Origin of the sequence: Citrobacter sp. RHBSTW-00017 (assembly GCF_013797615.1) — a bacterium.
Taxonomy (GTDB): Bacteria; Pseudomonadota; Gammaproteobacteria; order Enterobacterales; family Enterobacteriaceae; genus Citrobacter; species Citrobacter braakii.
Genome location: NZ_CP056899.1, coordinates 2201064 through 2214964 on the forward strand (window position 1 = coordinate 2201064; position 13901 = coordinate 2214964).

A 13901-nucleotide genomic window follows, 5' to 3' on the forward strand; every position below is an offset into this window, starting at 1 on the left:
ATTCAGTTAGTTGCATCCCGCCATTGACCGTTGGCGAGATTTTCCAGCGTGTAATCTCCCATGGCATAGCGGATGAGGCGCAGCGTCGGGAATCCAACATGCGCTGTCATACGACGAACCTGGCGGTTACGGCCTTCATATAAAGTAACTTTCAGCCAACTGGTGGGGATATTTTTCCGTTCCCGAATAGGCGGGTTTCTCGGCCACAGCCAGGTGGGTTCCTCTACTATTTCAATACCTGCGGGCAGCGTGGGACCATCATTGAGCGTCACCCCGGTACGCAGCGCATCCAGCGCTTCTGCTGTCGGCTCGCCTTCGACCTGGACGTAATAGATTTTCCCCGTGCGCTTGCCAGGTTGCGTTAACCGTGCCTGCAGCGCGCCGTCATTGGTCAGCACCAAAAGTCCTTCGCTGTCCCGGTCGAGTCGGCCCGCAGCATAGATTCCCGGCACGGGAATAAAATCTTTTAACGTGCTTCTGCCCGCCTCGTCAGTAAATTGTGGCAAAACATCGTAGGGTTTATTGAACAAAACCACGCGTTTTGGCTGGTTTTCTTTACGCTGCCTGGTGACTTGTCGTGAGCTGAATCGCTCAACCCGGTGATTTCTAAAAGAAGTTTTTTGCATGGTATTTTCAGATTATATCAATTGCCGCATTATAGCCTAAGAACGAGTGTCTTTCATGGCGACGAACATTAGGGTAGTATTGACATGCTCATTACAAAACATTAACAAAAAATTGCTCTAACGCATTCGTGCAGCAGGACGCAAACGCACATGCAGCGCGATGACAGACGAGCAGAACCAGAAGCGCTCGAAGGAGAGGTGAATGGAAAGCAAAGTAGTTGTTCCGGCGGAAGGTAAGAAGATCACCCTGCAAAACGGCAAACTCAACGTTCCTGAAAATCCGATTATCCCGTTCATTGAAGGCGACGGTATCGGCGTTGATGTAACCCCACCGATGATCAAAGTTGTCGATGCTGCTGTCGAGAAAGCCTATAAAGGCGAGCGTAAAATCTCCTGGATGGAAATCTACACCGGCGAGAAATCCACTCAGGTTTATGGCCAGGACGTCTGGCTGCCTGCTGAAACCCTTGATCTGATTCGTGAATATCGTGTTGCCATCAAAGGTCCACTGACCACCCCAGTTGGCGGCGGTATTCGCTCTCTGAACGTTGCCCTGCGTCAGGAACTTGACCTGTATGTCTGCCTGCGCCCGGTGCGTTATTACCAGGGCACGCCTAGCCCGGTTAAGCACCCTGAACTGACCGACATGGTCATCTTCCGTGAAAACTCCGAAGATATCTACGCAGGTATCGAATGGAAAGCGGACTCTGCAGATGCCGAGAAAGTGATTAAATTCCTGCGCGAAGAGATGGGCGTGAAGAAAATCCGCTTCCCGGAGCATTGCGGTATTGGTATCAAGCCGTGTTCTGAAGAAGGGACTAAACGTCTGGTTCGTGCGGCGATCGAATACGCCATCGCTAACGATCGTGATTCTGTTACCCTGGTACACAAAGGTAACATCATGAAATTCACCGAAGGCGCGTTCAAAGACTGGGGTTACCAGTTAGCGCGTGAAGAATTCGGTGGTGAACTGATCGACGGCGGTCCGTGGGTGAAAATCAAGAACCCGAAAACCGGCAAAGAGATCGTGGTTAAGGATGTTATCGCCGATGCGTTCCTGCAACAGATCCTGCTGCGTCCGGCTGAATATGATGTGATTGCCTGTATGAACCTTAACGGCGACTACATCTCCGATGCGCTGGCCGCACAGGTTGGTGGTATTGGTATCGCGCCGGGCGCGAACATCGGTGACGAATGTGCGCTGTTCGAAGCAACCCACGGTACTGCACCGAAGTATGCAGGTCAGGATAAAGTGAACCCAGGTTCCATTATTCTGTCCGCTGAAATGATGCTGCGCCACATGGGTTGGGTTGAAGCGGCTGACCTGATCGTTAAAGGTATGGAAGGCGCGATCAACGCCAAGACCGTAACCTATGACTTCGAACGTCTGATGGATGGCGCTAAGCTGCTGAAGTGTTCTGAGTTTGGTGACGCAATCATCGAAAACATGTAATCCAGATACTGGGTTGTGTGAAAACGGGAACCGAGAGGTTCCCGTTTTTTTTATGCCTGAACTCGCGGTTGCGTAATACGTAAACCACTAACAATTGCTGCCAGCGAGGCCAGAATGCCTGCGGCTATCAGCGAGACGTGCGTTCCACTGTCGCCAAACTGGTTTAGCATCAGCGCGACCAGCGCGGCCCCGGTACTCTGACCCAGCAAGCGCGCCGTCCCCAGCATTCCGCTCGCCCCACCGCTGCGTTCACGCGGCGCGGAGGTGATGATGGTGTGATTATTTGGGGACTGGAACAAGCCAAAGCCCGCGCCGCACAGAATCATCGGCCAGATGATATTAAAATCGGAGGGGGAAACGGGCAGCAGCACCAGCGAAAACAACCCACTGGCCATCAACGCCATGCCCAGTGCGCCCAACAGCCCGGCGTGAATGCGTTCAATCAGATATCCCGCCAGCGGCGCCATCACCATGGTTGCCAGCGGCCATGGCGTCAACAGCAGGCCTGTTTCGACCTCGCTGCGTCCGAGCACCGTTTGCATAAAGAAGGGCAGGGAAACCAATGCCAGCATTTGTGCGCAGAATGAACATATCGAGGTACAAATCGAGAGTGAAAACAGTGGAATGCGTAACAGGTCAACCGGCAGTAACGGCACCTCCAGCGCGAGCTGGCGTCGGATAAAGAAAAAACCCACCACCATAAGCGCCACAAGCTCGGCACCAATCAGTTTTAGCGACTGTCCTTGTGCAAAGCCGCTGAGCGCCGTAATTAACAAGCCAAACGTTAAGGCATTCATTACCGCACTGGGCAGGTCAAAGCGTGGTTTAGTGCCGCGGGACGCATTGGGCGGCAAAAAGCGCATCGCCAGCAACAGGGCGACTATTCCCAGCGGGACGTTAATCAGAAACAGCCATTTCCAGGAGGCAATAGAAAGAATTGCTGCGGCAATGGTCGGACCCGCGGCCGAGGAGACCGCGACGATAAAAGAGTTAATCCCCATCCCTCGCCCGAGTTGACGCTGGGGATAAATAAGTCGGATCAATGCCGTATTCACGCTCATTAGCGCCGCGCCGCCAAAACCCTGGGCGACGCGAGCCAGCGTCAGCATGTGCAACGAATCTGACAAGGCACAGAATAGCGATGCAAGCAGGAACACGACCAGGCCACACTTATAAATGCGGCGGTAACCGAACATATCGCCTAAAAAAGAGAGGGACAGGAGCGAAACGACGATCGCGATTTGATAGGCGTTCACAATCCAGATTGAGCTGGCAGGTGAGGCCTGAAGATCGGCGGCGATAGTTGGCAGGGCCACGTTCGCTATTGCACCGTCGAGTACTGCCATAGAAATGCCAATAACAATGGTTAAAATTGCGCCATATCGCTGGGGCAATGGCAGACCATCGGCCTGAATTTTTTCCATAGAAAGTCGATATTTGTGGAATTTATGATGAGAGTAATAATTTTAGCATTGATATTCAGGTGTTAGGTCGCAGATTTGTAACTAAGTGAGCAAAGAGCGATTGCGAGGGTTGGTACGTGAAATTATAATAAAAACCGGTTCTGATTTTTATAAAACACTCGAAAGGGGTGATAAATGGCAATCGCAGATCTGGATAAGCAACCCGATTCTGTATCTTCCGTGCTGAAAGTTTTTGGCATTCTGCAGGCGCTGGGTGAAGAGCGCGAAATTGGTATTACCGAGTTGTCGCAACGCGTCATGATGTCGAAAAGCACCGTTTATCGCTTTTTGCAGACCATGAAAACGCTGGGTTATGTGGCACAGGAAGGGGAGTCAGAGAAATACTCACTGACCCTGAAATTATTCGAGCTGGGCGCGCGCGCGTTGCAAAACGTCGATCTTATCCGTAGCGCTGACATTCAGATGCGCGAACTTTCGCGCCTGACTAAAGAGACAGTCCACCTCGGTGCGTTGGATGAAGACAGCATTGTCTACATTCACAAAATCGACTCTATGTACAATCTGCGCATGTATTCCCGCGTTGGTCGTCGTAATCCGCTGTACAGTACGGCTATCGGTAAAGTTCTGCTTGCATGGCGTGACCGCGATGAAGTGAAGCAGATTCTGGATGGCATTGAGTACAAACGCAGCACCGATCGTACCATTACGAATACTGATGAATTACTGCTACTGCTGGATAAAGTACGTGAGCAGGGTTACGGCGAAGATAACGAAGAACAGGAAGAAGGCCTGCGCTGCATCGGCGTACCGGTGTTTGACCGTTTCGGCGTGGTTATTGCGGGGTTGAGTATTTCATTCCCAACGCTGCGTTTCTCAGAAGAGCGTTTACACGAGTATGTGGCAATGCTGCATACGGCAGCGCGCAAGATTTCAGAACAAATGGGCTATAACGACTATCCGTTCTAATCTGACGTAATCGCGAATGTAAAAAACCCCAAGTATTTTGTACCTGGGGTTTTTTATGAACAGTCATAACGTTACCTGGCGTAAAAAACGTATCGAATGTAATGTTGCATTATTAGCCGTTATCGATAATGACCGTGCTTTTCCTTAACAGGGGACAATCCGACAGGCCAATGATACCGCTACTGGTGTGGACGTACTGTGCCGTGCTGGTTCCACGGGCAGTCAGATATTGGCATTGCAGACCCAGACCGGCAGCATTCTCCTTACTTCCAATCAAAATTCCATAGCCGCTCAATAATAAACCGATCCAAACCAGAGCTAACAACACAATAGCGCGGATAATCAGACGCATTACAACCTCTTATCTTTTCTCATTGTTATTAGATTAGCCTGTACACGGTATGAAACAAGTCAATCATTCCTAAAAAGATTGAATGCCTATACAGTTAACGCTGGGTTTAGGTAACGCATGATAATTTATAGACATAAGATGTGGAGTTGAAGAGTGGAGCTGGAGTGAAAAAAATTCGCTGGGTAGTGCTGATTGTTGTTGTACTGGTATGCATACTGATGTGGGCGCAGGTGTTCAACATCATGTGCGATCAGGACGTACAATTTTTCAGCGGTATTTGTGCCTTCAATAAATTTATTCCCTGGTAAGCGCATTTTCGCAACAGTTGATTACCTTCTTGTGCGGCAGTGGTAAACTACACTGTCTACATTGAGGTGGTAAAATGAACGAAGTTTTGAATTCTGGCGCGTTGAGTTTTGCGCCTTTAGCGGTATCGGTGGTGGTTCTGATTGTTGGGCTTGTTCTTTGGTTTTTTATCAATCGGGCAAGTTCGCGTACTAACGAGCAGATTGAGCTGCTTGAGGCATTGTTAGATCAGCAAAAAAGACAGAACGCTTTGTTACGTCGCCTTTGCGAAGCTAACGAACCCGAGAAAGCAGCAGAGCCTACTGCACTGCCCATTAAGGATGAAGACGATGACATCATCCGCCTGGTAGCTGAGCGGTAAAAAGGTATGGCAGGATGAGGAACGGTTGTTGTTGTTCTCAGTTGCTTCATCCTGTCGTCAGCGCGTCAGATTATTTTCTTCTGTCCTCGTCGTGTAATTGGCGGCCGGACAGTCATCTATTCTCAGTGTTTTCAGATGCTCCGACTAATTAATATCTTATCCCCAGTCTGATATAAATATAATCTTCCATACGTAAAAAATATGATTATGTCATTTTTGTGATAACGATCGTTTTATTAACAGCGAAACGTTTCTCTTACTTTTTTTGTGCCTTGTCATCATTCTTTCATTATTTTGGTGCAAAACCAGAAGGCGGATCTCATTTTTACGCTTGTGACATTTTATGCATTACTAAGCATAAAAAATGATATCTGGCAGAACCCGTAACAGATAACCTGGAACAACTGAAGCTATTGAGCTATGGTAGAAATATCCCGGCTATGGCGCAAGTCAGGCGGGGATAGGGGAGAGAGGCGAGAATATAATTCTACTCGATCTGGCGCATAACTGTGCAGTTGCTGTTTGATGGACGACGGGATTTGTGCGACCGATCGAGACACGTTTAAAAATGGCTTGCCATTATTAACGTTGTATGTGATAACACGTTTTGGGTTAAACGAGGTACAGTTCTGTTTATGTGTGGCATTTTCAGTAAAGAAGTCCTGAGTAAACACGTTGACGTTGAATACCGCTTCTCTGCCGAACCTTATATTAGTGCCTCAAGCAGTAATGTCTCAGTTTTATCTATGTTATGCCCGCGGGCGAAGAAAATACTCTAAGGAATTTTGCAAATGGCAAAGATTAAAGGTCAAGTTAAGTGGTTCAACGAGTCTAAAGGTTTCGGTTTCATTACTCCGGCTGATGGCAGCAAAGACGTGTTCGTACACTTCTCCGCTATCCAGGGTAACGGCTTCAAAACTCTGGCTGAAGGCCAGAACGTTGAGTTCGAAATTCAGGACGGCCAGAAAGGTCCGGCTGCTGTTAACGTAACAGCTATCTGATCGACACCACTGATTTGAAGCGCTTTTGCGCATCCATCTCAGATATAAAGCCTCGCTTATGCGGGGCTTTTTAATTCAAATTACGTCAAAATATTACTGAATGCCCATCCATTAGCGCTTTGTTGCAAAGGCGTGATGTTCGTAGCATAGTTTTCCCCGCTTTCTTGCGGCATTTCCCGTTAAATCAGACACCTGAAAAACTATCTTGTTGGAGATCGGGTGAAAAAGAAAAACGACGGCGATGCGCGCAATTTTACTCCCGTACGTTTTGCCCTGCTTTGTGTGGCAATATTATTAAGCCTTGGATTGCTGCTGGGGCGGGTTGCGTGGTTGCAAATTGTCACGCCGACGAATCTGGTAAAACAGGAAGACATGCGTTCCTTACGCGAGGTGTCCATCGCTTCGCCACGCGGAATGATAACCGACAGAGAAGGGCGACCGCTGGCGGTAAGCGTTCCGGTTAACGCCGTCTGGGCCGATCCGAAGACGATTATCAGCAAGGGTGGCGTTGGCTATAACGAACGTTGGCAGGCGTTAGCGAAGACGCTGCATATTTCTCTCAGCACGCTGGCTGAACGCGTTAACAGCAATCCAGCCGGGCGGTTTATCTATCTGGCGCGCCAGATCTCTCCTCAGCAGGCAGAATGGGTCGATAAACTGGATCTGCCGGGAATCAACCTGCGTGAAGAGTCCCGCCGCTTTTATCCCGCCGGACATGTTGCGGCCAATCTGATTGGTTTCACCAACATTGACGGTCAGGGGATTGAAGGGCTGGAGAAAAGCTTCAATAGCCAGTTGATGTGCAAACCCGGCTCCCGCCTGGTACGGAAAGACAAATTTGGCCATGTCATCGAAAATATCACGGAAGTGATGCCGGTGCCTGCGCATGAATTACAGCTCAGCATTGATGAGCGCTTGCAGACGGTTACTGAAGACGCGCTGGACAATGCCGTGACATGGAATAAAGCGGAATCAGGGGCCGCAGTGCTGGTCAACATTGCCACCGGCGAAATACTCTCCATGGCAAGCTTTCCCGATTTCAATCCCAATAACCGTGATGGCGCGGTACTGGATGATTTTCGTAATCGTGCAATTAGCGATACCTTTGAACCCGGTTCAACCGTAAAACCACTGGTGATTATGACCGCTCTGCAGCAGGGGATAGTACAGCCTGACAGCGTGATTGATACTCATCCTTTTATTGTTGATGGGCATCGCATCCGCGACGTCGGATTTTACCCGGAGCTATCGCTGACCGGGATCTTGCAGAAATCGAGCGATACCGGCGTGTCACACCTTTCGCTGGCGATGCCGGTACAGAAATTACTGAATACCTATAAAAGCTTTGGCTTTGGCGATCCAACCGGACTGGGTTTAACCGGGGAAAGTCGCGGATTAATGCCTCAACGCCGCTACTGGAGCGATCTGGACCGGGCAACCTTCGCATTTGGTTATGGATTAATGGTGACGCCGCTCCAACTGGCGCATGTATATGCCACCATCGGCAGTTTTGGTATCTATCGACCCCTTTCTATTACGCGTATCGATCCGCCGGTAATAGGTACGCGGGTGATGCCGGAGGCGCTGGTTCACCAGGTTGAACATATGATGGAAAGCGTCGCGCTACCCGGCGGCGGGGGAACCAAGGCCGCGGTCAGAGATTATCGCGTCGCGGTTAAGACCGGAACGGCAAAGAAAATTGGCGATGACGGCAAATATGTCGATAAATATGTGGCCTATACGGCGGGCGTTGCACCAGCAAGCGACCCAAAGTTCGCGCTGGTTGTGGTTATAAATAACCCGCAAAACGGTGCTTATTATGGGGGGGCAGTCTCCGCGCCGGTATTCAGCCAGATAATGGGCGATGTCCTGCGTCTGGAAAACGTTAAGCCTGACGGTATGCCTGCCGACTCCGAGCATCTGCTGGTAATGCACGGCAGCAACGTATCCTCGCCGTCGCTGTAAGTTATTTTCCCAGGGCGCAATTCGCGTTACACTTGCGCCCTTAAGTCACCTGCCGGAGTTGTCATGTCGTTTTCCTGTCCTCTTTGCCACCAGCCTCTTACTCAAGCGAATAACAGTTTTGTCTGCCCTGGGCGGCACCAGTTTGACGTGGCGAAAGAAGGGTATGTCAACTTACTGCCGGTTCAGCACAAACGGTCGCGCGATCCGGGTGATAGCGCGGAGATGATGCAGGCGCGCCGGGCATTTCTCGATGCCGGACACTATCAGCCGCTGCGCGATGCAATTGTGGATGCGCTCACCCAGAGGTTGAGTTCAGAAGATGCCGCGATCCTGGATATTGGCTGTGGGGAAGGGTATTACACCCATGCGTTTGCTGATGCTCTGACGGGCTGTACAACCTTTGGTCTTGACGTCTCAAAAGTGGCGATTAAGTCCGCAGCCCGACGTTATTCGCAGGTGACCTTTTGCGTTGCCTCCAGCCATCGCCTGCCGTTTGCCGACGAGTCAATGGATGCCATCATCCGGATCTACGCGCCCTGTAAAGCGCCGGAGCTGGCTCGCGTGGTCAAACCGGGGGGCTGGGTTATTACCGCCACGCCGGGTCCGCGTCATTTAATGGAGCTGAAAGGGCTGATTTATGATGAGGTGCGTTTGCATGCGCCACACACTGAGCAACTGGACGGTTTTGTTCTGCAAGAGAGTCTTGCGCTGGGGTATCAGATGCAGCTCAAAGGTAGCGAGGCCGTTGCGTTACTGCAAATGACGCCGTTCGCCTGGCGGGCAAAGCCGGAAGTGTGGGAAACGTTAGCCGGTAAAACGACGTTTGACTGCCAGACAGACTTTAGTATTCATATCTGGCAGCGCCTGAATTAACCGTGGAAGTGTGCCCAGAGGATCTGGGCGCCAATACCTATCAGTACCACCCCGCCCAAAATTTCAGCTCGCTTGCCCAGCATCGGGCCAATGAAACGACCGATCATCATGCCGAGCGTAGACATAATCAACGTGGCGCAGCCGATGGCCAGCGCTGTGGCAATAATGTTGACCTGCAGGAAAGCCAGACCCACCCCGACGGCCATTGCGTCGAGACTGGTTGCAATGGCGGTTGTGACCAGCAGCCAGAAGCCATGGCGGCGCTGTGGCTCTTCATCTTCATCCCCGTCGTCGCGAAAGCCTTCTATTATCATTCGTCCGCCTAAAAAGATCAGCAGAATGAAGGCGATCCAATGGTTCCACTCCAGTACAAATTTGCTGGCGAGCATACCCATGCCCCAGCCAATGAGCGGCGTAAGCGTTTCAACGGCGCCGAAAATAAGGCCGGTGCGCAGTGCTTCAGAAAATTTGGGTTTATGCAGGGTGGCGCCTTTGCCAATTGATGCAGCGAAAGCATCCATCGACATGCCGAAAGCAAGAAGAACAGTAGCGGTGAGATTCATAACAGCGTCCTGACCGGGGTATCCATAAAACACATCACTGCCCCCAGTAACCATGCATACAGGCTGGAATCACTGTAAATACAGCGCCATTCAGGTATGCATTGCAGTTGATGTGCCTATGGTCTCGCCTGACTGAACCTGTAAGATCAGTCCGTACGCGCCACGTTTTTCAACGAGTATGTTGACACGTACATTTCCGGAGTCTGGAAATCGGCTACTCCCCAACGACGGGCGCAACCTTAACATATTTTGAGAATATAAAACAAGAAACGCAGAAATAATATTTGGCCTCTAATTGAAAACGATTTTCATTTAGATTTATTTATAAATAAAACGTTAAAATAAATAACATTATGAGCAGTGGGATATAGCCTTAGCTATGTTTATTTTGGAATGGATATATATAAAACATAGTTCAGGCTATATTTTTAACTCATTGATTTGAAATTAAAAGTTTATATATGTTTTCGAGATCGTCTATATTCCGTACGCGAATCAGTAATCTTCGATGTTCTAATTGCATCACCAGGACACCGTCTTCAGATAAATTCATCTCTTTAATCCGGTTATATTCAATCCAGACATTGGCGAAAAAAAAGCCTTTCTGTTTGAAGATGATTTTTGGCGTACGGATCCAAAACAGATACAGTCCCATCAATACCAGTGCACATAATAACCATGTGGTAAATTGCGCGCCGTGGCTGGTGATGTTGTTGTAGATAAGAATAGCAATCAAGCCAAGGAAGATAACGCTGTCGACTCTGCTACGAGGAAGCAGGGCGACAGACAGCAGAGTAGGGCCATTACGGCGGGGCATGATGAACTGATCGTAAATGGCATACGCCAGCAGCGAAAAGATAAAAAGAACCAGCACCAGGTCCGTGATAGTCATGAATCCTCAACCCTCTAAATAGAAAAACCGGGGGCAAGCCCCCGGTGATGTACAACAGTCTTACAGGCCGAGCAGTCCGACAGCGTAGCCCGCGATACCGATGACGAAGAAGCCAACGATGATCCACAGCGGGTTCACTTTTTTACGCAGCAGCCACATACAGGCGAAAGTCAACAGCAGAGGAACCAGACCCGGCATCAGCTGGTCAAGGATAGTCTGCACAGTGGTGACACGAGTCTGACCATCCTGACCGGTGATGGTGGAAACCACCAGCGGGATGTTTACGTGCGTCCACTTGTTAACCAATGCCCCCATGACAAACAGGCCGAGGATTGACGCCCCCTCAGTCAGTTTCTGCAGGAAGCCACCGCCCATATCTTTAACGATATCGATACCTTTACGGTAGCCGTATGCCACACCGTAGTAACGGGTTGCCAGACGAACCAGGTTAAACAGGATGAAGAACAGCAGTGGTCCAAGCAGACTGCCGCTCATCGCGATACCTGCGCCAAGTGCGGCGAATACCGGACGTACGGTACCCCAGAAGATCGGGTCGCCCACGCCTGCAAGCGGTCCCATCAGACCAACTTTGATACCGTTGATGGCACCATCGTCAATCTCTGCGCCGTTTGCACGCTGCTCTTCCATCGCCAGCGTAACGCCCAATACGGGGGCCGCTACGTACGGATGGGTATTAAAGAATTCCAGGTGACGCTTAATAGCCTGCTTACGTGCGTCGTTGTTTTCCGGGTACAAGCGGCGGATAGCCGGCACCATGGAGAAACAGAAACCCAGCGCCTGCATACGTTCGAAGTTCCAGGAACCCTGAAACAGGTTAGAACGAAGGAACACGCCACGAATGTCACTCGGAGTGAGTTTTTTCTCGGTGGTAGTTTTAGTCATATCAACCATTTCGCTCACCTGCTAGTCCAGTTCGTTATCGAGATCGTTATTGCCAGCCGCAGCAGCAGGTGCACCGGCTACGCGGTTATATTTCGGGCTCAGCTGAATGTAGAGGATAGCCATTACTGCGCCAATCACACCCAGAGCAACCAGGTTGAAGTTAGTAAATGCCGCGGTGACGAAGCCGAGGTAGAAGAATGGCATCAGGTAGCCTGCGCGCATCATGTTGATGACCATCGCATAACCAACCACTACGATCATACCCCCTGCGATGTTCAGACCGCCGGTCACAACTTCCGGAATGGCATTAAGCATGCTCTGAACTTCACTGGTACCAACAGAAATCGCCACGATTACCGCCGGGATAGCGATACGCATAGCCTGCAGGAACAGGGAGGATACGTGCAGCCAGGAGATCGCCGTTAGGTTACCGTTTTCTGCCGCCTTATCCGCTGCGTGCTGGAATGCTACGGTGATAGTACGAACGATGATGGTCAGTACCTGGCCTGCTGCTGCCAGTGGGATAGCCAGCGCGATACCTGCACCAATGCTTTGGTGACCCGCGATAACCAGAACGGTAGAGATAATTGAGGCCAGTGCAGCATCAGGTGCAACCGCAGCACCGATGTTCATCCAGCCAAGGGCGATCATTTCCAGGGTACCACCGATGATGATACCGGTTTTCATATCACCGAGAACGGCACCAATCAGCGTACAGGCCACCAACGGACGGTGGAACTGAAATTCATCGAGTACCGACTCCATACCCGCGATACATGCGACGATGAACACCAGCACAATCTGAAGAGTGGTAATCTCCATTGTACTTCTCCTATTGCTATACAGACTTAAGTGTGAAAACTAAGTAAATGCCAGGGCGTTATTTCACCTTGGCAATCAAATCCATCATTTTCAGTTTCTGATCGGTAGAAACCTTACGAGCCTCGAGCTCAATACCGCGTTCGTTGAGTTTCTTGAAGGCTTCGATGTCTTTTTCATCGACAGAAATTGCGTTGTTTACCTGCGTTTTACCCTGACGGAAAGCCATACCGCCAATGTTTACAGAGGTAATTTTCACACCACCTTCAACGATACGTTCTACGTCGGTCGGGTTGGTAAACAACAGCATCACACGCTCACCTGCATACTTCGGGTTGTTGTAGACGCGGATCATTTTCGCGACATCAACCACATGCGCCGTCACACCCGGAGGTGCAACCTGGGTCAGCAGCGTTTTACGCACGGTATCGGCGGCAACTTCATCACTGACGACGATAATGCGTGTTACGTTGGTTTCTTTGGTCCAGCGAGTTACCACCTGACCATGGATTAAGCGGTCATCAATACGCGCCAGGCCGATCTGCATATAATCGTTCGGACCCATCGGTTTGGCGGGAACTGCTGCTTTTGGCGCCGCGACTGGGGTTGGAGCGGCTTTCTCCACCGGTTTTGCTTTCAGCGCTTTCACGCCTTCGCTACCGGTTTCAACGGCCAGTGCTACTAATTCATCGAAGCTGGGGTTGTCATCACGCGCCATGAAGGTTTCAACCAGCATGGGAATGTTCACACCGGCGATGACTTCGTAATGCTCTTTATCGACGACAATGCGGCTCGCAGCGTTAAACGGGCTGCCTCCCCATGTGTCAACGAGAAACAGCACGCCTTTACTGGTATCGAGTTTTGCCAACTGAGCGTTGTACTTTTCAATCAGCGTTTCGGCATTTTCGCCTGGAACGAAATCGATCCAGCCGACGTTTTCCTGCTCGCCTAACAGCATTTCTGCTGTCTTAAGTAACTGCTCTGCAGCCCAACCATGTGTGCCTATTACAATAGCAATGGTCACTTGCTACCTCCTTTATTATCGTTAACACATCAACGTGAAGATGTATTTGAATCGTCGTCCGCAATCGAATCGATTCAGATAAGGGTTACAAAGAAAAACCTATGATTTTCGTGAATTATTTTAGATATCGAAAAAAATATTTTATGTGATGAAGATCCGTAATTTAACTTCCGATAAAAAGAAATTTCGAAGGGTAAAATATCTCCGAAACAACTTATTGCAAAGGAAGGTAAATCTTTGCTAAAAAACGGTTGTCTCTGTTATGTTTAGCATCGGTTTAATTACTCAGGAGTATAGGGCAGTAGCTCACCATATGGATCGTCACCGACGTCATTTCACTACCAGGCCGTATCAAGCCTGTCAGATTGGCACT

At 50.0% G+C, this 13901-nt stretch carries 16 protein-coding genes; 8 read left to right on the forward strand and 8 right to left on the reverse strand.

The annotated features are described in order from the left end of the window. Nucleotides 1-2: 2 nt before the first annotated feature. Complete coding sequence (rluE, locus tag HV037_RS10690; protein WP_016156800.1) at nt 3-626, reverse strand: 23S rRNA pseudouridine(2457) synthase RluE; 624 nt, start codon at nt 624-626, stop codon at nt 3-5. A 202-nt stretch (nt 627-828) separates the two neighbouring features. On the opposite strand from rluE, the gene icd reads away from it, so the two are divergent. Continuing rightward, nucleotides 829-2079: an NADP-dependent isocitrate dehydrogenase gene (icd, locus tag HV037_RS10695; RefSeq protein ID WP_003030769.1), complete on the forward strand. Its 1251-nt coding sequence runs from the start codon at nt 829-831 to the stop codon at nt 2077-2079. A gap of 50 nt (nt 2080-2129) precedes the next feature. On the opposite strand, the gene HV037_RS10700 is transcribed toward icd, so the two are convergent. After that, entirely contained in the window at nt 2130-3503 is a 1374-nt protein-coding gene (locus HV037_RS10700; RefSeq protein WP_181221705.1) for an MFS transporter, read from the reverse strand. A 174-nt stretch (nt 3504-3677) separates the two neighbouring features. Here HV037_RS10700 and kdgR point away from each other — a divergent pair, with 174 nt between their 5' ends. Next, the gene (gene kdgR, locus HV037_RS10705; RefSeq protein ID WP_016156798.1) at nt 3678-4469 is read left to right on the forward strand and encodes a DNA-binding transcriptional regulator KdgR; all 792 of its coding nucleotides are present in this window, start codon (nt 3678-3680) and stop codon (nt 4467-4469) included. 112 nt (nt 4470-4581) lie between these two features. On the opposite strand, the gene HV037_RS10710 is transcribed toward kdgR, so the two are convergent. After that, nucleotides 4582-4821 carry a YobH family protein gene (locus HV037_RS10710; protein ID WP_016153403.1) on the reverse strand — a complete coding sequence of 80 codons (240 nt, stop codon included), beginning with the start codon at nt 4819-4821 and terminating at the stop codon, nt 4582-4584. 164 nt (nt 4822-4985) lie between these two features. Between HV037_RS10710 and mgrB the strand changes: the two genes are divergently transcribed. The 6 genes from mgrB to rlmA all read left to right on the forward strand — a co-directional run bounded on the left by mgrB (nt 4986) and on the right by rlmA (nt 9327). After that, nucleotides 4986-5129 (forward strand): PhoP/PhoQ regulator MgrB, encoded by a 144-nt coding sequence (gene mgrB, locus HV037_RS10715; RefSeq protein ID WP_016153402.1) that lies wholly within the window; start codon nt 4986-4988, stop codon nt 5127-5129. 74 nt (nt 5130-5203) lie between these two features. Further along, nucleotides 5204-5488, forward strand: coding sequence for a YebO family protein (locus HV037_RS10720; RefSeq protein WP_047358298.1), 285 nt, complete (start codon nt 5204-5206; stop codon nt 5486-5488). Between the two features lie 635 nt (nt 5489-6123). Then, nucleotides 6124-6267, forward strand: coding sequence for a DUF2627 domain-containing protein (locus tag HV037_RS10725; RefSeq protein WP_006684179.1), 144 nt, complete (start codon nt 6124-6126; stop codon nt 6265-6267). 12 nt (nt 6268-6279) lie between these two features. Next, nucleotides 6280-6489: a transcription antiterminator/RNA stability regulator CspE gene (gene cspE, locus HV037_RS10730; protein WP_001062678.1), complete on the forward strand. Its 210-nt coding sequence runs from the start codon at nt 6280-6282 to the stop codon at nt 6487-6489. Nucleotides 6490-6708: 219 nt separating this feature from the next. Then, a complete protein-coding gene (gene ftsI / locus HV037_RS10735) occupies nt 6709-8454 on the forward strand; it encodes a peptidoglycan glycosyltransferase FtsI (RefSeq protein WP_181500322.1) in 1746 nt (581 codons plus the stop codon). A 63-nt stretch (nt 8455-8517) separates the two neighbouring features. Continuing rightward, complete coding sequence (gene rlmA / locus HV037_RS10740) at nt 8518-9327, forward strand: 23S rRNA (guanine(745)-N(1))-methyltransferase (RefSeq protein ID WP_016156795.1); 810 nt, start codon at nt 8518-8520, stop codon at nt 9325-9327. Here rlmA and mntP read toward each other — a convergent pair. The 5 genes from mntP to manX form a co-directional block, all read right to left on the reverse strand. Next, a complete protein-coding gene (gene mntP / locus HV037_RS10745; protein ID WP_016153398.1) occupies nt 9324-9890 on the reverse strand; it encodes a manganese efflux pump MntP in 567 nt (188 codons plus the stop codon). The two genes, rlmA and mntP, sit on opposite strands and share 4 nt — an antisense overlap. A 433-nt stretch (nt 9891-10323) precedes the next feature. Then, complete coding sequence (locus HV037_RS10750; RefSeq protein ID WP_016153397.1) at nt 10324-10782, reverse strand: DUF986 family protein; 459 nt, start codon at nt 10780-10782, stop codon at nt 10324-10326. A 60-nt stretch (nt 10783-10842) separates the two neighbouring features. Next, nucleotides 10843-11694, reverse strand: coding sequence for a PTS mannose transporter subunit IID (locus HV037_RS10755; protein ID WP_016153396.1), 852 nt, complete (start codon nt 11692-11694; stop codon nt 10843-10845). 12 nt (nt 11695-11706) lie between these two features. Then, a complete protein-coding gene (gene manY / locus HV037_RS10760; RefSeq protein ID WP_016153395.1) occupies nt 11707-12507 on the reverse strand; it encodes a PTS mannose transporter subunit IIC in 801 nt (266 codons plus the stop codon). 58 nt (nt 12508-12565) lie between these two features. Further along, nucleotides 12566-13528 carry a PTS mannose transporter subunit IIAB gene (gene manX / locus HV037_RS10765; protein WP_181500323.1) on the reverse strand — a complete coding sequence of 321 codons (963 nt, stop codon included), beginning with the start codon at nt 13526-13528 and terminating at the stop codon, nt 12566-12568. Nucleotides 13529-13901: the final 373 nt, after the last annotated feature.

Excerpts from the sequence above, each read along its gene's own strand:
- HV037_RS10720 (WP_047358298.1), top strand. The coding sequence starts at position 5,204 with ATGAACGAAGTTTTGAATTCTGGCGCGTTGAGTTTTGCGCCTTTAGCG.
- rluE (WP_016156800.1), bottom strand. The coding sequence starts at position 626 with ATGCAAAAAACTTCTTTTAGAAATCACCGGGTTGAGCGATTCAGCTCA.
- HV037_RS10750 (WP_016153397.1), bottom strand. The coding sequence starts at position 10,782 with ATGACTATCACGGACCTGGTGCTGGTTCTTTTTATCTTTTCGCTGCTG.
- kdgR (WP_016156798.1), top strand. The coding sequence starts at position 3,678 with ATGGCAATCGCAGATCTGGATAAGCAACCCGATTCTGTATCTTCCGTG.
- icd (WP_003030769.1), top strand. The coding sequence starts at position 829 with ATGGAAAGCAAAGTAGTTGTTCCGGCGGAAGGTAAGAAGATCACCCTG.
- HV037_RS10725 (WP_006684179.1), top strand. The coding sequence starts at position 6,124 with ATGTGTGGCATTTTCAGTAAAGAAGTCCTGAGTAAACACGTTGACGTT.
- HV037_RS10710 (WP_016153403.1), bottom strand. The coding sequence starts at position 4,821 with ATGCGTCTGATTATCCGCGCTATTGTGTTGTTAGCTCTGGTTTGGATC.
- mntP (WP_016153398.1), bottom strand. The coding sequence starts at position 9,890 with ATGAATCTCACCGCTACTGTTCTTCTTGCTTTCGGCATGTCGATGGAT.
- rlmA (WP_016156795.1), top strand. The coding sequence starts at position 8,518 with ATGTCGTTTTCCTGTCCTCTTTGCCACCAGCCTCTTACTCAAGCGAAT.
- HV037_RS10755 (WP_016153396.1), bottom strand. The coding sequence starts at position 11,694 with ATGGTTGATATGACTAAAACTACCACCGAGAAAAAACTCACTCCGAGT.
- manY (WP_016153395.1), bottom strand. The coding sequence starts at position 12,507 with ATGGAGATTACCACTCTTCAGATTGTGCTGGTGTTCATCGTCGCATGT.
- cspE (WP_001062678.1), top strand. The coding sequence starts at position 6,280 with ATGGCAAAGATTAAAGGTCAAGTTAAGTGGTTCAACGAGTCTAAAGGT.
- HV037_RS10700 (WP_181221705.1), bottom strand. The coding sequence starts at position 3,503 with ATGGAAAAAATTCAGGCCGATGGTCTGCCATTGCCCCAGCGATATGGC.